Annotated in this window: 17 protein-coding genes; 9 read left to right on the top strand and 8 right to left on the bottom strand. The window is 68.1% G+C overall.

The annotated features are described in order from the left end of the window. Positions 1–50 precede the first annotated feature (50 nt). The 6 genes from AC1DH3_RS07750 to AC1DH3_RS07725 are packed head-to-tail and all read left to right on the top strand — an operon-like array spanning position 51 to position 7,145. Entirely contained in the window at positions 51–1,091 is a 1,041-nt protein-coding gene (locus AC1DH3_RS07750) for an aliphatic sulfonate ABC transporter substrate-binding protein (RefSeq protein ID WP_476892882.1), read from the top strand. Continuing rightward, complete coding sequence (locus AC1DH3_RS07745; RefSeq protein WP_441417912.1) at positions 1,091–2,002, top strand: ABC transporter permease; 912 nt, start codon at positions 1,091–1,093, stop codon at positions 2,000–2,002. The genes AC1DH3_RS07750 and AC1DH3_RS07745 overlap by 1 nt, the downstream gene beginning before the upstream one ends. Then, positions 1,993–4,098 carry an acetate--CoA ligase gene (locus tag AC1DH3_RS07740; RefSeq protein WP_476908986.1) on the top strand — a complete coding sequence of 702 codons (2,106 nt, stop codon included), beginning with the start codon at positions 1,993–1,995 and terminating at the stop codon, positions 4,096–4,098. Before AC1DH3_RS07745 ends, AC1DH3_RS07740 begins: the two co-directional genes overlap by 10 nt. Continuing rightward, positions 4,091–5,296, top strand: a complete 1,206-nt coding sequence (sfnG, locus tag AC1DH3_RS07735; RefSeq protein ID WP_476908985.1) for a dimethylsulfone monooxygenase SfnG — start codon at positions 4,091–4,093, stop codon at positions 5,294–5,296. Before AC1DH3_RS07740 ends, sfnG begins: the two co-directional genes overlap by 8 nt. After that, the gene (locus tag AC1DH3_RS07730) at positions 5,296–6,651 is read left to right on the top strand and encodes an O-acetylhomoserine aminocarboxypropyltransferase/cysteine synthase family protein (RefSeq protein WP_476908984.1); all 1,356 of its coding nucleotides are present in this window, start codon (positions 5,296–5,298) and stop codon (positions 6,649–6,651) included. The genes sfnG and AC1DH3_RS07730 overlap by 1 nt, the downstream gene beginning before the upstream one ends. Continuing rightward, on the top strand, positions 6,648–7,145 hold the full coding sequence (locus tag AC1DH3_RS07725) for a CoA-binding protein (RefSeq protein WP_441417916.1): 498 nt from the start codon (positions 6,648–6,650) through the stop codon (positions 7,143–7,145). The genes AC1DH3_RS07730 and AC1DH3_RS07725 overlap by 4 nt, the downstream gene beginning before the upstream one ends. Before the next feature lie 108 nt (positions 7,146–7,253). Here AC1DH3_RS07725 and AC1DH3_RS07720 read toward each other — a convergent pair whose 3' ends face one another. The 4 genes from AC1DH3_RS07720 to AC1DH3_RS07705 all read right to left on the bottom strand — a co-directional run bounded on the left by AC1DH3_RS07720 (position 7,254) and on the right by AC1DH3_RS07705 (position 10,751). Next, entirely contained in the window at positions 7,254–7,958 is a 705-nt protein-coding gene (locus tag AC1DH3_RS07720) for a hypothetical protein (RefSeq protein WP_476908983.1), read from the bottom strand. After that, a complete protein-coding gene (locus AC1DH3_RS07715) occupies positions 7,955–8,503 on the bottom strand; it encodes an RNA polymerase sigma factor (protein ID WP_441417918.1) in 549 nt (182 codons plus the stop codon). Before AC1DH3_RS07715 ends, AC1DH3_RS07720 begins: the two co-directional genes overlap by 4 nt. A gap of 88 nt (positions 8,504–8,591) precedes the next feature. Continuing rightward, positions 8,592–9,068 (bottom strand): hypothetical protein, encoded by a 477-nt coding sequence (locus tag AC1DH3_RS07710; protein ID WP_441417919.1) that lies wholly within the window; start codon positions 9,066–9,068, stop codon positions 8,592–8,594. Between the two features lie 393 nt (positions 9,069–9,461). Beyond that, positions 9,462–10,751: an adenylosuccinate synthase gene (locus tag AC1DH3_RS07705; protein ID WP_441417920.1), complete on the bottom strand. Its 1,290-nt coding sequence runs from the start codon at positions 10,749–10,751 to the stop codon at positions 9,462–9,464. Positions 10,752–11,129: 378 nt separating this feature from the next. Between AC1DH3_RS07705 and AC1DH3_RS07700 the strand changes: the two genes are divergently transcribed. Both AC1DH3_RS07700 and AC1DH3_RS07695 read left to right on the top strand, forming a co-directional pair. After that, positions 11,130–12,338: a cobalamin-independent methionine synthase II family protein gene (locus tag AC1DH3_RS07700; protein ID WP_476908982.1), complete on the top strand. Its 1,209-nt coding sequence runs from the start codon at positions 11,130–11,132 to the stop codon at positions 12,336–12,338. Positions 12,339–12,534: 196 nt separating this feature from the next. Then, positions 12,535–13,167 carry a uracil-DNA glycosylase family protein gene (locus tag AC1DH3_RS07695; protein WP_476908981.1) on the top strand — a complete coding sequence of 211 codons (633 nt, stop codon included), beginning with the start codon at positions 12,535–12,537 and terminating at the stop codon, positions 13,165–13,167. A 148-nt stretch (positions 13,168–13,315) separates the two neighbouring features. On the opposite strand, the gene AC1DH3_RS07690 is transcribed toward AC1DH3_RS07695, so the two are convergent. The 3 genes from AC1DH3_RS07690 to AC1DH3_RS07680 form a co-directional block, all read right to left on the bottom strand. Beyond that, positions 13,316–13,741, bottom strand: a complete 426-nt coding sequence (locus AC1DH3_RS07690) for a DUF3151 domain-containing protein (protein WP_476908980.1) — start codon at positions 13,739–13,741, stop codon at positions 13,316–13,318. Positions 13,742–13,743: 2 nt separating this feature from the next. Then, a complete protein-coding gene (gene fbaA, locus AC1DH3_RS07685) occupies positions 13,744–14,763 on the bottom strand; it encodes a class II fructose-bisphosphate aldolase (RefSeq protein ID WP_175322196.1) in 1,020 nt (339 codons plus the stop codon). A 203-nt stretch (positions 14,764–14,966) separates the two neighbouring features. Further along, positions 14,967–15,236, bottom strand: a complete 270-nt coding sequence (locus AC1DH3_RS07680; protein WP_476908979.1) for a hypothetical protein — start codon at positions 15,234–15,236, stop codon at positions 14,967–14,969. 193 nt (positions 15,237–15,429) lie between these two features. Here AC1DH3_RS07680 and AC1DH3_RS07675 point away from each other — a divergent pair, with 193 nt between their 5' ends. Beyond that, complete coding sequence (locus AC1DH3_RS07675) at positions 15,430–15,672, top strand: hypothetical protein (protein ID WP_476908978.1); 243 nt, start codon at positions 15,430–15,432, stop codon at positions 15,670–15,672. 375 nt (positions 15,673–16,047) lie between these two features. On the opposite strand, the gene AC1DH3_RS07670 is transcribed toward AC1DH3_RS07675, so the two are convergent. Next, a complete protein-coding gene (locus AC1DH3_RS07670; protein WP_476908977.1) occupies positions 16,048–16,734 on the bottom strand; it encodes a TrmH family RNA methyltransferase in 687 nt (228 codons plus the stop codon). Between the last annotated feature and the right edge of the window lie 18 nt (positions 16,735–16,752).

Genomic DNA, 16,752 nt, shown 5'->3' with positions numbered 1-16,752 from the left:
CGTCCTTCCCCTCCTCCGCATCCGCATCCACCGTTCTCAAAGGAACCTCCATGCCCTTCGCCCGCAAGACCACCCGCCGCTCGGTCCTCACGGCCGCGGCCGTCTCCGCCGCCCTGGCCCTCACCGGCTGCGTCGCCGGCGAGGGTTCCGGCAAGCCCGCAGCAAGCGGCGCCGCCGGGACCGCCGCACTGAACATCGATTTCGCGACCTACAACCCGTTGAGCCTCGTGATCAAGAAGAAAGGCTGGCTCGAGACAGCGTTGAAGGACCAGGGCGTCACCGTCAACTGGGTCCAGTCCGCCGGCTCGAACAAGGCCAACGAGGCGCTGCGGTCCGGCGCGATCGACGTCGGCTCCACCGCCGGCTCGGCTGCCCTCCTGGCCAAGGCCAACGGATCGCCGATCAAGGCGATTGACATCTTCTCGCAGCCAGAGTGGGCGGCGCTCGTAACCAAGCCGGGCTCCGGCATCAGCACGGTGGCCGACCTCAAGGGCAAGTCGGTGGCGGCCACCAAGGGCACCGACCCGTACTTCTTCCTGCTCCAGTCGCTCTCCGAAGCCGGCCTGTCCGCCAAGGACGTGACCGTGCAGAACCTGCAGCACGCCGACGGCCGTGCGGCGCTGGAAAACGGCTCGGTGGATGCGTGGTCCGGGCTCGACCCGATCATGGCCGGGGCCGAGCAGAAGGGCGCCAAGCTCTTCTACCGGAACCTCTCCTTCAACACCTACGGCTTCCTGAACGCCACCGAATCCTTCCTGAAGGAGAAGCCCAGGCAGGCGCAGGCCGTCGTCAACGCCTACGAGAAGGCGCGTGCCTGGGCGGCGGCCAACCCGGAGGAAACCGCGCAGATCCTCGCCGACGCGGCGGGACTGGACCTCGCCGTCGCGAAGACCGTGGTGCTGCAGCGCAGCAACCTCGACGTCGACCCGGCGCCGGGCGAGGCCCAGCGCAAGGTCCTCGCGAAGATCGGCCCGACCTTCGTGGAAACCGGGGACGTTGCAAGCCAGAAGCAGATCGACGACGCCGTCGCCTCGCTTCTCGATGACTCGCTGGTGAAGAAGGCGGACGCGTCCGCCATCAAGGATTCCTGATGACCCACCTCGGAAATCCCTACCTCACCGGCAACAACGTTGCGGACGGGCGCGCTGCAGCCGTCCCCGCAACTCCGGCAGACGCCGCCCAGCCGGACTCCCCCGTCACGGGTGGAGGCGGCTCCCCGGCGAACGGATGGTCCCCCGCCGGGATCCTGGCCAACGGCTGGGCGCGTCTGCTCCTTGGACTGATCATTCCCGCTGCGGTGCTGGCCGCCTGGCAACTCTCCACGGCCGCCGGGGTGTTCAGCGTGGTCCAGCTTCCGCCGCCGGCCATGGTGCTGGAGGCCGGCCTAGACCTGCTCCAGCGCGGCCAGCTCGGCCAGCACATCGCGATCTCCACCCAGCGCGTGCTGATCGGCTTCGCGGCCGGCGCGGCGCTGGGACTGGTGTTTGGGTCCCTGGTGGGCCTGTCCCGGTTCGCGGATGCCCTGCTCGCGCCCACCATCGGCGCGCTCCGGGCCGTCCCGTCGCTGGCCTGGGTGCCGTTGCTGATCCTCTGGATGAAGATCGGCGAGGACTCCAAGATCACCCTGATCCTGATCGGCGCGTTCTTCCCGGTCTTCACCACGGTCTCACTCGCGCTGCGTCACGTGGACCGGAACCTGGTCGAAGCGGCGCGGGCCTTCGGGCTCAAGGGCGTGAAGCTGCTGACCACGGTCCAGCTCCCGGCGGTGGTGCCGGCCGTGTTCTCCGGGCTCCGGCTCGCGCTGGCCCAGGCCTGGCTGTTCCTGGTCGCCGCCGAACTCATCGCCTCCTCAATGGGGCTCGGTTTCCTGCTGACGGATTCGCAGAACAACGGCCGCACGGACCGGCTCCTGCTGGCGATCGTGCTGCTGGCCGTGATCGGCAAGGTCACCGACGCCCTGCTGGGCCTCGCCGAGAAATGGGCGGTGAAACGATGGGCGTAGCTACCGAGACAGCACCGGCCAGTCTCCCGGCCACCGGGGAAGAGCGCGTCGCGTTTTGGGAGGCGGCCGCCCTCCGGCTCGACTGGGCGGACGTGCCGGGCCAGGACAAGCCCTGGCACACCGCGCACCGCTGCGTCCCGGCCGACGCCGCGGCCGGCATGGGCCCGCAGATCAGCTGGTTCGACGGCGGGAAGCTCAATGTCGCCTACAACTGCGTCGACCGTCATGTAGCGGCGGGACGCGGCGACAAGGTGGCACTGCATTTCGAGGGCGAGCCCGGCGACCGCCGCACCATCACTTACGCCGAACTGCAGCGCGACGTGGCCAAGGCCGCCAACGCCCTGCTGGAGCTCGGCATCGCCAAGGGCGACCGGGTGGTCATTTACCTTCCGGTGATCCCCGAAACGGTGATCATCACCCTGGCCGTGGCCCGGATCGGCGCCATCCACTCGCTCGTGTTCGGCGGTTTCTCGGCCGAGGCGCTCAAGTTCCGGGTGGAAGACACGGGCGCCAAGCTGCTGGTCACCACCGACGGGCAGTTCCGCCGCGGCGTCGCCGTGCCGGTGAAGGCGAACGCGGACGCGGCCGTCGCCGGGGACAACGCGATCGAACACGTCCTGGTGGTCAACCGCACCACCGCGCCGGAACACCTGGCCGCCGTCCCGATGACCGCAGGCCGTGACGTGTGGTGGCACGACGCCGTCGGGGCCGCCTCCGACGTCCACAAACCCGAGGCGTTCGACGCCGAGACACCCCTGTTCATCATGTACACCTCCGGAACCACCGGAAAGCCCAAGGGCCTGGTCCACACCTCCGGCGGCTACCTCACGCAGGCGTCCTGGAGCTTCGAGCATCTCTTCAGCAACCCGGACCCGGCCCTCCGCGACCGGGACGTGCACTGGTGCACGGCGGACCTGGCCTGGGTCACCGCCCACACCTACGAGCTCTACGGCCCGCTCTCCAACGGCGCCACGCAGGTGATCTTCGAGGGCACGCCCAACACCCCGCACCCGGGCCGGCACTTCGAAATCATCGAACGCTACGGCGTCACGCAGTACTACACCGCCCCCACCCTGGTCCGGTCGCTGATGGGCTGGTTCCCGGACGGCGTCCCGGCCGGCTACGACCTCTCCTCCATCCGCCTGCTGGGCACCGTCGGCGAAGCCGTCAACCCCGAGGCATGGCGCTGGTTCCGGGAGAACGTGGGCGCCGGCACGGCGCCGGTGGTGGACACCTGGTGGCAGTCCGAAACCGGCGCCACCATCCTCTCCCCCGCCCCGACGGACACCGACTTCAAACCCGGCTGCGCGGCCCGGCCGCTGCCCGGCGTCGGCACCCGGATCGTGGACGAGGCGGGCAACACCGTCCCGCCCGGAGTCCAGGGCTTCATCGTGGTGGACGCCCCCGGCCCTGCCATCGCCCGGACCGTGTGGGGGAACCCGCAACGCTACTTCGATTCCTACTGGCGCCAGTACGCCGAGCAAGGCTGGTTCCTCGCCGGCGACGGCGCCAAGTACGACGACGACGGCGACATCTGGATACTCGGGCGGGTGGACGACACCCTCAACGTCTCCGGGCACCTGCTCTCCACGATCGAGATCGAATCTGCCCTCGTCTCGCACCCGGACGTCGTGGAGGCCGGCGTCTGCCCGGTCGCCGACCCGAAGACCGGGCACGCGATTGTGGCGTTCGTTGTGCTTCGGGAATCGGCGATGATCCCCTCCCGCCGCTTAGCGTTCCCGGACTCCCCCGAGCTCGCAAGCTCGCCCGGGGACCCCGGTCCGATCACTTCACTCGCTCGTTTCTCGCTCGCGCGATGCGCGGCTACGGAGGAAATCACCGCGGATTTGAAGGCTTGGGTCGGAGAAAGGATCGGGCCGATCGCGAAGCCGCGCGACGTCGTCGTCGTTCCCGATGTGCCGAAGACCCGCAGCGGCAAGATCATGCGCCGGTTGCTGACGCAGCTGTTCGAAGGAACCACGCTCGGCGACACGACCTCCCTGCAGAATGAACCGTCGATCGCCGGCATCCAGACCGTCCTGCGCGACCGCAATAACACCGGAAATACCCCAGAAGTAAGGAACACCAATGACTGACACCAGCAGCGTCGCCCGTCTTTCCGAACCCCTGAAGTTCGCCTACTGGGTCCCCAACGTCTCCGGCGGCCTGGTGGTGTCCACCATCGAACAGCGCACCGGCTGGGACTTCGAGTACAACAAGAAGCTGGCCCGGATCGCCGAGAACTCCGGCTTTGAATACGCGCTGACCCAGACCCGCTACGCCGCCTCCTACGGCGCGGACAAGCAGCACGAGGCCACCTCTTTCAGCCTCGCCCTGCTGGCCGCCACCGAGCGGCTCAAGGTGATCTCCGCCGTCCACCCGGGCATGTGGCACCCCGGCGTGCTGGCTAAATTCATCATCACCGCGGACCACATCTCCAACGGCCGCGCCGCCGTGAACATCGTTTCCGGCTGGCTCAAGGCCGAATTCGAGAACTTCGGCCTCGAATGGCTCGAACACGACGAGCGCTACGTCCGGACCGAGGAGTTCATCCGCGTGCTCCGCGGGCTGTGGACCGAGCAGGAGTACAGCCAGTCCGGCAAGTACTACAACATCACCGACTTCACCCTGCAGCCGGCACCCGTGGATGTGCCCGGGCGGGCGCACCCGGAGATCTTCTTCGGCGGCAACTCCACCGCGGCCCAGGCCACGGCAGGCCGGGTCGCGGACTGGTACTTCTCCAACGGCAAGGACCTGGAAGGCTTCAAGGAGAACATCGCCGGCGTGGTTGCCGCTGCCGGCGAGACAAAGCGCGGCGCTGAGGGGGCTCTCCCCTCCCCCAGGTTCGGCCTGAACGGCTTCGTCATCGCCCGCGACTCCGAGAAGGAAGCCCGCGACACCCTGCGCGAGATCGTCGCGAAGGCGCACAAGCCCGCCGTCGAGGGCTTCCGCGCCGCCGTCCAGGAGGCCGGCGCGTCCACCAAGGACGGCAAGGGCATGTGGGCCGACTCCAGCTTCGAGGACCTGGTCCAGTACAACGACGGTTTCAAGACCCAGCTGATCGGTACCCCGGAGCAGATCGCCGAGCGGATTGTGGAGTACAAGAAGATCGGCGTGAACCTCTTCCTCACCGGCTACCTGCACTTCCAGGAGGAGGTCGCCGCGTTCGGTGCGGACATCCTGCCGATCGTGCGCGAACTCGAGGCGGACCTCGCCCGCAAGCACGGCTTCGAGCTCGACCTGTCCGGCACCCCGGCCGCCACCGGCACTGCCAGCAAGCTGGTGAACGCGTAATGGCTGACCGCAAGTTCGGTTTCCGCACCCGCGCCCTGCACGCCGGCGGCACGCCCGACGCCGAACACGGCGCCCGGGCCGTGCCGATCTACCAGACGACGTCGTTCGTGTTCAAGGACACCCAGGACGCCGCCAACCTGTTCGCGCTGCAGAAATACGGCAACATCTACTCCCGGATCGGCAACCCCACGGTGGCCGCGTTTGAAGAGCGCATCGCCTCGCTGGAGGGCGGCATCGGCGCGGTGGCCACATCCTCTGGCATGGCCGCGGAGTTCATTACCTTTGCCGCGCTCACCCAGTCCGGCGACCACATTGTGGCGGCATCCCAGCTTTACGGCGGCACAGTGACTCAGCTGGACGTCACGCTGCGCCGCTTCGGGGTGGACACCACGTTCGTGGCCGGCACCGACCCGGCGGACTACGCCGCCGCAGTCCGGGACAACACCAAGGCGATCTTCGTCGAGGTGGTGGCCAACCCCTCGTCGGAGGTCCAGGACCTTGAGGGGCTGGCCAAGGTTGCACACGACGCCGGCATCCCGCTCGTCGTCGACGCCACCTTGAGCACCCCGTACCTGGTTCGGCCGATCGAGCACGGCGCGGACATTGTGATCCACTCCGCCACGAAGTTCCTCGGCGGCCACGGCACCACCCTCGGCGGCGTCATCGTCGAAAGCGGCCGCTTCAACTGGGGCAACGGCAAGTTCCCCACCATGACCGAACCGGTGGCCTCCTACGGCAACGTCTCCTGGTGGGGGAACTTCGGCGAGTACGGCTTCCTCACCAAGCTGCGCTGCGAGCAGCTGCGCGACATCGGACCCGCACTGCCCCCCCAGTCGGCGTTCCAGCTGCTGCAGGGCGTGGAGACGCTCCCGCAACGCCTGGACGAGCACCTCAGGAACGCCCAGGCGGTGGCCGAATGGCTTGAAGCCGACGAGCGGGTGGCCTACGTGAACTATTCCGGCCTGCCCTCGCACCCGCACTTCGACCGGGCCCGGAAGTACCTGCCGCTGGGCCCCGGCTCGGTGTTCTCCTTCGGCGTCAAGGGCGGCCGAGCCGCGGGCCAGAAGTTCATCGAGTCCCTGCAACTGGCCTCGCACTTGGCCAACGTGGGCGACTCGCGGACCCTGGTGATCCACCCCGGCTCCACGACCCACCAGCAGCTCAGCCCGGCGCAGCTCGAATCCGCCGGCATCCCGGAGGACCTCGTCAGGATTTCGATCGGCCTCGAGGACATCGAGGACATCCTCTGGGACCTCGACCAGGCCCTGGACGCGGCAACCGAAGAGCCAGCCCCGGACACATCGGCCGGGGAAGTCCTTCCCGCGGATACCTGCACGATCGGAGCAAACGCATGAGCACCGAAGAAACCCGTACCTGGACCGGCCCGTCGGCGCCCGAGCGGTTGGCCCTGCTGCGCCAGGCCAAGTCGATCGCGATTGTTGGCGCCTCGGACAAGCCGTCGCGGGCGAGCTACTTCGTCGCGACCTACCTGCAGTCCTCGACCCGCTACAAGGTCTACTTCGTGAACCCGGTGGTGAAGGAGATCCTGGGCGAGCCGACGTACGCTTCGCTCGCTGACCTGCCGGAAAGCCCGGACATCGTCGACGTGTTCCGCAAGCATGATGACCTGCCCGGCGTGCTGGACGAGGCCATCGCCGCGGGCGCCAAGACGCTCTGGCTGCAGCTGGGCTCGTGGCACGAGGACGTCGCGAAGGAAGCCGAAGCGGCCGGACTCGACGTCGTGATGGACCGCTGTGTGAAGATCGAGCACGCCCGCTTCCACGGCGGCCTGCACCTGGCGGGCTTCGACACCGGTGTCATCTCCTCCAAGCGGCAGGTCCTCGCCTAACGAGGCCCCTTAACCCAACTAGCTCGCAGTTGTTGTCGTATTGAGCACTCAAAACGACAACAACTGCGAGCTACTTGGGTTAACCGGGATGCCCAGGCGGCGCGACCGCTACGGCTTGGCGGTGGGGAAAGCCGTCGGAAGCCCGGGAAGTGCGGGGGACGTCGGCAGCGGGCCGGGTACGAGGCCCCGGCCGTTCTGGCCCTGGGAGCCGGGCTTTGCGGGCCGGTGTCCCGGCGTCGGAAGGACTCCGCCGCGGCCGACGGCGGGAGGAGTAGCGAGGGGGCCGGCATGCCTCGGGACCTGCACTGTTGCCGGCGCCGAGGGCGCTGCCGGACCAGCCAGGGACGGAGACGTGCCAGCCGGCACCGGAACCGGGGCCGCCGGCAGATCCGAGGGCGTGCCGCCGGAAGGGGCAGGGGTCCGGCTGGGGGCGGCGGGGTGGAAGATAACGCCGAGGGTGTGGCCCACATTCTCACGGAAGTCGTGGCTGGAGGCCGCCACGGCGCCGGCGCCGAGGCTCATTGCACCGATTACGGCGCCACCAATCAGGGCCATCCGGCGTTTGTGGCCGCGCCGCCGGTCCGCCAGGCTGCTCACACCGGCCGGAAGGTCGTCGGCGGAGCGGGCCACCGCATCAGCTGAACCGGCGGAGAGCAGCGCGGCAAGGTCTGCGCGGGGCGCCGGTGCCTGCTCCGGCACCAGGGCCTGCAACTGCTCGAGGGTGCTGCGGAGTTCGGCGGCAGCTTCGAGGCCGGAGTCACGGAGCATCGCCTGGATGCTGCCATCCTGCTGGGGGTCGCGCGTGCCGGTCATGATGCTGCGTGGTCCTTTTCGGTTACAAGTTCGCGCAGGGCACTGAGCCCGCGCCGCTGAAGCTGTTTGATGGCACCCGGGGTCTTACCCATGATGCCGGCCACCTGATCGATGGAGAGGTCTGCGACGATCCGCAGGACCAGGACTTCCCGCTGCTCTTCGTTGAGCCGGGCAAGTGTGTGGGACAGGCCGCCCAGGGAACCAAGCGCCTCGTCCTCCGCGGAAGCGGAACACCGCGCGTCGTTCAGCGGGTCATATTCGGCCAGGTACGGCGTGCGTTCGGCGCGCCGGTGGTGGTCGACCAGCCGGGCATGGGCGACGGAGAAGATGAAGGTCCGCAACCCGGTGTGGCCGCCGGTGACGTTGGCCAGTCTCGGCAGAACGTCCACGAAGACGTCCTGGGTGAGGGCCTCGGCGTCGTCGACGCCCTTGGCCCGGAAGTAGCCGAGCACCGCCGGGGAGATCACGGTGTAGACGGCGCTGAATCCTGACGGGTCGCCAGCCAGAGCTGCTGACAGTTCATCGTCGCTCAGCTGGTCTGCCAAGAGGCTTTCCTTCCGTTACTGCAGGGGGTGCGGCCCCCGATAGTCTAGCGGCCGCACCCCGTCGCCTCCGAAGAGAGGCGCTTGGTGCTTACTTGTCGAGCTTGGGCTGCTCAACCGACGGAACAGCCGGCACGGCCTTGACAGCCGGGGCGCCCTTGGCGGCGGGAACGGCCGGGGTGGCGACGGTTACGCCGGCGTGGGCCTTGGCCTCGGCAGCGCCCTTGGCATTGGCGGCACCGTCGACGGCAACGCCGTCCTTATCGGCGGACACGGAGCCCTCAGCGGCACCCTCGGTACCCTCGACGTCGGCGTCGCCCTTGGCGGACCCGTCAGCGTTCGGGGTAGCCGGAACGGCCGGAACGGCCGGGGTGGCGGGTGCGTCGGGCAGTTCCGTGGTAGCCGGAACGGCCGGAACAGCGGGGGTGGCGGGCGTAGCGTGGTTCACTTCAGCCTGCTGGGTGCTGGACGTCTGGGCCGCGTTGGCCAGGCCGATTCCGGAGAAACCTCCGACCGCGAGAATCGCGGCGCCGACAGCAATCTTGGTGGTCTTGCTAACACTCTTCATGTAAAACGTACATCCTTTGGTTGGTTGAAGGCTGGCCGGCGCCTGATGGGGGCAGGCGCCAGCCGGCACTTACGGTCGAAGTCCTGTCGGCACCTGATGGGGCAGGTGCCCGTCGGATCTCTCTCGAAGTCCCCGGCGCCTGATGGGGGCAGGCGCCGGTCGGATCTTCAGCTACAAGGCCGGCCGGACCTGGTGGGGGGACCAGGGCTCCGGGCGGCGCTTACAAAGGAGTAATCGCTGGGGCACACCGAAAGGTTACGCATCGATGAGAATTTCTTTTTTGTTTTTTGGGCGGCCCCCGCGACGGTCCCGAACTGCGGCTTTAACGACGACGGCGGCGGGCCACCATTGCAGGTGACCCGCCGCCGCCGTCGTGCGCCGGTTGCTGAAGCGTCAGTCGTTGATGAGGTCGTTGACCACGATCGTCTGGTCGCGGTCCGGGCCGACGCCGATCGCGGAGAACCGGGTGCCGGAGAGTTTTTCCAGGGCCAGCACGTAGTTCCGGGCGTTCTCCGGCAGGTCGTCCAGGGTGCGGGCGCCGGTGATGTCCTCGGTCCAGCCCTCGAAGTACTCGAAAATCGGCTTGGCGTGGTGGAACTCGGTCTGGGTCATCGGCATTTCGTCGTGGCGGACGCCGTCGACGTCGTAGGCCACGCAAACGGGGATCTGCTCGATGCCGGTGAGCACGTCCAGTTTGGTCACGAAGTAGTCCGTGAAGCCGTTCACTCGGGAGGCGTGGCGCGCCAGGACGGCGTCGTACCAGCCGCAACGGCGCGGACGGCCGGTGTTAACGCCGAACTCGCCGCCGGTCTTCTGCAGGTACAGGCCCATCTCATCGAACAGCTCCGTGGGGAACGGTCCGGCGCCGACACGGGTGGTGTAGGCCTTGATGATGCCGATGGAGCGCGAGATCCGGGTGGGGCCGATGCCCGAGCCCACGGAGGCTCCGCCCGCGGTGGGGTTCGAGGAGGTCACGAACGGGTAGGTGCCGTGGTCGACGTCCAGGAACGTGGCCTGGCCGCCCTCCATGAGGACCACCTTGCCCTCGTCCAGCGCCTTGTTCAGCACGAAGGTGCTGTCGATGACCAGCGGGCGCAGGCGTTCGGCGAAGGACAGGAAGTAGTCCACGATCTCGTCCACCTCGATGTCCCGGCGGTTGTAGACCTTGACCAGCAGTTCGTTCTTCTGCCGCAGCGAGCCTTCGACCTTCTGCCGCAGGATGGAGGCGTCGAACACATCCTGGACGCGGATGCCGAGGCGGGCCACCTTGTCCATGTAGGCGGGGCCGATGCCGCGGCCGGTGGTGCCGATGGCGCGGCTGCCGAGGAACCGTTCGGTGACCTTGTCCAGCACCTGGTGGTACGGCGCCACGAGGTGGGCGTTGGCGGAGACGCGCAGCTTGGAGGTGTCCGCGCCGCGGGCTTCGAGGCCATCGATCTCCTGGAACAGGGCTTCAAGGTTCACCACGCAACCGTTGCCGATCACCGGGACTGCGTTCGGGCTCAGGATGCCGGCAGGAAGGAGCTTCAGCTCATACTTCTCACCGCCCACGACGACGGTGTGCCCGGCGTTGTTGCCGCCGTTGGGCTTCACGACGTAGTCGACACGGCCGCCGAGCAGGTCGGTGGCCTTACCTTTGCCTTCGTCGCCCCATTGGGCTCCGACGATCACGATTGCTGGCATGGGATCCTCCCCCATTCGTTCGGGCCGGACTGTGTGTGATCCACCAGGTGGTCACCGCAGCTCAGCACCGTTCATGAGAATGCCCCGGATCTACCGCTGTGCTCTTACCATCAACGCCAGAGTCCGGGGCTCTTACCACCCAAGTTTAGCCGAAATCGGTGGCCGGCACCGTTTTTGCTCCCCGCGTGGACACTGCGACACATAGCGGGCACGACTTGCGGCAAAGGCGTGGGTGGAATTAAGTGAGAGTGACCATCCCGAGCGGCCGAGGGACCTGGACCGTTGACGCCGCAGCAACCCTGCCGGACTCAGCCTGCCTGCGTGGCCGGCCTGCCAGCGAGGGTGCTACCGCCAGGACCGATGGAAGGAAACCGCGCCATGTCCCAGAACACCGACCACATCCGCGTCACCCACGCCGGCTCATTGCCCCGGACGCCGGAGCTCATCGCCGCGAACGAGGCCAAGGAAGCCGACGGCGTCACCCCCGAGTTCCTGGATCTGCTGGAGACCTCGGTGGTGGACGTCGTGCAGCGCCAGAAGGATCTGGGCGTCGACATCCCCAACGACGGCGAGTACGGCCACACCATGTCCAGCACGGTGGACTACGGCGCCTGGTGGAACTACTCCTTCTCCCGGCTCGGCGGACTGGAACCCACCGAGGTGGACCGCTGGGCCGACGCCAAGGTCCACCGTTCCTCGCCGGGCCACATCGTCCTCACCTCGTTCCCGGACCGCCGTGACCGGCAAAAGTTCAACGACGCGTACAACGACCCCTCCTCCGGGATCCTGGCCCACCGCAAAGCCGTCACGCAGCCAAAAATCGCCGGGCCGCTGACGTACACCGGCCAGGCGCTCGTGGCCTCGGACATCACCAACCTCAAGACCGGCCTGGCCGCGGCCGGCCTCACCGAGGGGTTCGTCGCCTCCCTCTCCCCCGGCTCCTGCGCCCGCGTCGCCAACGAGTACTACCAGAGCGATGAGGAACTCCTCTACGCCTGCGCCGATGCCATGCGCGAGGAATACAAGGCCATCATCGACGCCGGCCTGACCGTCCAGCTCGACGACCCCTCCCTGGCCGAGAGCTGGGACCAGATCAACCCCGAGCCGAGCCTCGAGGACTACCTGAAGTTCATCCAGCTCCGGGTCGAAGCCACCAACTGGGCGCTGCGCGACCTCCCGCAGGACCAGATCCGGCTGCACGTGTGCTGGGGATCCTGGCACGGACCGCACACGACGGACATCCCCTTCGCGGACATCGTCGGCTCCGTCCTGCAGATCAACGCCGGCGCCTACTCCTTCGAGGCGGCCAACGTGCGGCACGAGCATGAATGGCGGGTCTGGGAGGACACCAAGCTTCCCGAGGGAAAGTCGATCATCCCCGGCGTCGTCTCCCACGCCACCAACGTCGTCGAGCACCCGGACCTGGTGGCGGACCGGATCGTGCGCTTCGCGGACCTGGTGGGCCGCGAAAACGTGATTGCGTCCACGGACTGCGGCCTCGGCGGCCGCGTCCATCCACAGATCGCCTATGCCAAGCTCGAAGCGCTCGGGGAAGGCGCACGGCGGGCCAGCAAGCGGCTCTGGTAGCCGGACCGGGCCGGCCGGCCGCTGCCGGCCCGGGCAACTCGCCGGACATTTCGCGGGGCTTGATAGACTGGTAGAGACCGAACAGGAATCGGTCCACACCACATTTTCAAACCACTCCGGCCTCCGCGCGCCCTGTCTTTGGCGTGCCCGCAGCCGGTCTGGCAGCTTTACCAATCCGCAGGAGACCCAGCAATACATGACAGCACTGGCCACTGAAAATTTCCGCGAACAGCTCCTGAGCCGCCGTTACGAAGCTAACGTCGCGCCGGTCAACGAACTGTGCGACGCACTGCAGACCGCCAAAGCTGGCACCACGGTCCCCTACGTGGATCCCGCCCACGACATCGACGAGTGCCGCATCATCAGCCTGTACTCCAACGTCGGCACGGCGGATCCGTCCGGCTTCATCACGGCCGGGGACGAGGAAGCTGCCACCCGCATGCTCGGCATCCAGTGGAAGCTGGGCCTGCGCCCGGAGTTCGTCATGCCGTGGAACGTCCACCCGTGGCACGTGGGCGAGGAGCCGAACGGCAAGTTCACCCCGGACCAGATCTCGGCCGGCCTCAAGCCGTTGCTGAAGTTCCTCGCCCTGGTGCCGCGCGCGTCCGTCATTGTGGCGCACGGAACCGAAGCCAACCGCCTGGCCAACCTGCTGCTCAAGACCGAGGTGCCGATGATCTGGCGCCGCGGCCTGAAGACGTACAAGGTCCGCTCGCTTAGCGGCCGCGCGTTCGCCGGCACCCCGGCCCGCCAGGAGCAGTACCTCGAGGACATGCGCGTCGCCTACGCCGACGCCATGGCCCGCACCGGACTGGCCAAGGCCAGCTGACCCGCCCGCGTTAACGACGGCGGGCGCCCACCGAAAGGTGAGCGCCCGCCGTCGTCGTTTAAACCCCAACGCGGGGTCACTTACAGCCCATCCGCGCTGGCGGAATGGGCCGTAAGTGACCCCGCGTTGCGTTAAGTCGCGGTGCCTGTCAGCCCTCGGCTTCGATGGCTGCCTTGGCGGTGGGGTCGGAGTCCTTGAGGAACTTCTCGATCCGCTCGGGCTCCTCGGACTCGCCAATCGCCGCGGACGCGCGGCCCAGCGAGTACAGGGCGCGCAGGAAGCCGCGGTTCGGTTCGTGCTCCCACGGGATCGGGCCCACGCCGCGCCAGCCGTTGCGGCGCAGCGAGTCCAGGCCGCGGTGGTAGCCGACCCGGGCGTAGGCGTAGGAATCGATGGTCCGGCCTTCCTTCCACGCTTCCTCGGCCAGCACGGCCCAGAGCAGCGAGGACGTCGGGTGCTTCTCCACCAGATCCAGCGCCTCCTGGCCCGCATCCAGCCCCGCGTTGACCTCAGTCTCGGCAGGCAGCAGCGTGGGCTCGGGGCCCATCAGGTTCTTGCGGAACTCGTCCGACATGACTAGAACGTCTTGCCGGTGGAGCCGAGCTGCTGGGCAGCCTCGACCACGCGGGCGGCCAGGCCGGCTTCGGCGGACGCGCCCCAGACACGGGGGTCGTACAGCTTCTTGTTGCCGACCTCGCCGTCGACCTTCAGGACGCCGTCGTAGTTGCGGAACATGTGGTCCACCACCGGGCGGGTGTAGGCGTACTGGGTGTCGGTGTCGATGTTCATCTTGATCACGCCGTAGGAGACGGCGTCCGCGATCTCCTGCTCGGAGGAGCCGGAGCCGCCGTGGAAGACGAGGTCGAACGGGTTGGCCTTGCCGATCTTCGCGCCGACCTGCTCCTGGATGTCCTTGAGGATTTCCGGACGCAGCTTGACGCCGCCCGGCTTGTACACACCGTGCACGTTGCCGAAGGTCAGGGCCGTGATGTAGCGGCCGTTCTCGCCGGAGCCGAGGGCGTCGATGGTCGCGAGGGCGTCCTCGACCGTGGTGTAGAGCTTGTCGTTGATGGCGTTCTCGACGCCGTCTTCCTCGCCGCCGACGGTGCCGATCTCGACCTCGAGGATCATCTTGGCCGCGGCGGTGCGAGCGAGCAGTTCACGCGCGATCCGGAGGTTCTCCTGCAGGGTTTCGGCCGAGCCGTCCCACATGTGCGAGTTGAAGAGCGGGTTGCGGCCGGCCTTGACCTCGGCCTCGGAGGCGGCGAGCAGCGGCAGGACGAAGCCGTCCAGCTTGTCCTTGGGGCAGTGGTCCGTGTGCAGGGCGATGTTGACGCCGTAGTTCTTGGCCACTTCGCGGGCGAACGCGGCGAAGCCCAGGGAACCGGCCACCATGTCCTTGGTGGAGGCGCCGGACCAGTAGGCGGCGCCGCCGGTGGAGACCTGGACGATGCCGTCGGACTCGGCCTCGGCGAAGCCGCGCAGGGCGGCGTTCAGGGTCTGGGAGGAAGTGACGTTGACGGCCGGGAACGCGAAGCCGCCCGTCTTTGCGCGGTCGATCATCTCGGAGTAGATCTCTGGGGTTGCAATGGGCATGCTGACTCCTAAAGTGAATTTCGTCTGCGGGCTGGGTTGACCCTGGAGTGAACCTCGTCGGCTACGAACCATCCTAGCCATTCCTGCGCACGGCAGTGTCTCCGGTCACGCGGGGGCTGTAACACTCGCTCCCGCGCCTCCCCCCGACTCCCGCCGAGATGGCACCACGCGGCAGTGTGGCCGCCCAACATTGCCGCGAACTGTCATTTCGCGGGCCAGCCCCGGCTCTCCAGCGCCGCCCGGACCTTGCGGACGACGGCGGGGCGGTCACCGGCGAGATCGAAACGGGAAACCCGGAGCTCCAGCCAGCCGGACCTCGCGGTGGTGTCGGCCCGGCGGATGTCCTTCAGGTACTGTTCCTCCGCGTTGTGGTGCGCCCCGTCGTACTGCAGCGCGAGCCGCCACTGCGGGTACGCCGCGTCGGGCCAGAGCACGGGGGCCGTGTCCCCACCCCACATCGGCTCGCCCCACACCACGTGATTCAACACCGGCTCGGGCAGGCCCGCGCACCAGGGCGAGGCGCATGTGCGTTTCCGGCGCCGAGTCGGCGCCCACCCGGATGAGTTCGGCGGCGGGCCTGGCCTTGCGCACGCCGCGGACTCCCGGGTGCCGGGCCGCCATCTCGCTCAGGTCCGCGACGCTGCACAATGCCCGGCGGGGAAACGGATGTCCCTGACCGTGTTCGCAGACGAGGGAATCGCCCACGGCAACAAGTTCCTCGGGCCCCAGAACCGCGGCCAGGTCCAGCCACGTCCGGGCCGGCGAGGTGAGCCGGACGCCGTCGAGCTCCACCACTTCGTCCGGCAGCAGCGTCAGAAGATGCCCGACGACGTTTGCCCGACGCGGCATGCTGGAGCCCCTGCGGCGGGCAAGGTGGATGCGCCAGTCTTCGCCCAGCCAGGGCGGTAGCGGTGCTTCCCAGAGGCGGGCCGCCGAGCCGAGCGCGAGGATGGAATCGTCATCAAGGTCGGTATAGGCGCGCAGGGCGGCCGCTCCGGCGGCCGCCGAGTCCGTCGGGACCCGAATGCCGCGGGACACGGTCACCAGATCCCGCGCCGCGGTCCGCGTGCGGGTGACGCCGGCCTTGTCCGCGGCACGGAGTGAGAAGGATCCGGTGGTCAGCTGGAACGGAAGCGGTGCCCGGCGCATGGGCCCAGTCTTGCCGCTTCGGGCACTGTCCGATGCGGTTATCCACAGCCCTTTGCCGCAATCCGCGCCGAGGTGGCATTTCACGGCAGTGTTGGGCGCAGACACTGCTGTTAAGTGTCACTTCGCGGGGTGCCGCTACCCCGGGAGCTGGTTGAAGACGTGCCGGCGGATCCAGGCGTGCATCGCGATCGCGGCCGCGGAGGCGGCGTTGATCGAGCGGGTGGACCCGAACTGCTCGATCGACAGCGTCGCGACGGCGGCCTCGTGGACCTCCGGCGTCAGGCCCGGGCCTTCCTGGCCGAATACCAGCACGCAGTCCCGGGGCAGCTCGTAGGTTTCCAGCGGGACGGAATCGGGGAAGATGTCGATCCCGATCACGGCCAGCCCCTCCCCTTGCGCCCAGGCGACAAAGTCCTCAACGGTGGCGTGGTGGCGGACGTGCTGGTAGCGGTCGGTGACCATCGCCCCGCGGCGGTTCCACCGGCGTCGTCCGATGATGTGGACTTCCTTGGCCAGGAACGCGTTGGCGGTGCGGACGACGGTGCCGATGTTCATGTCGTGCTGCCAGTTCTCAATCGCGATGTGGAAGTTGTGGCGCCGCGAATCCAGCTCGGCGACAATCGCCTCGTGCTTCCAGTAGCGGTACTTGTCCACCACGTTGCGGCGGTCGCCGTCCGCGAGCAGGTCCGGGTCCCAGTGTTCGCCCTCCGGCCACTGCCCCTGCCAGGGGCCGACGCCGACCTCCGCCTTGGGCTCCGCCTCGCCGTCCGGAACGGCCGCGCTGCCGGCAGTGGGTTCGCTGGGAGTCTCGGGTTCAGTCACGACTCAACATTAGACTGG

The organism is Arthrobacter sp. 05L428 (genome assembly GCF_056397665.1).
This window is presented reverse-complemented; position numbering and strand designations above follow the sequence as displayed.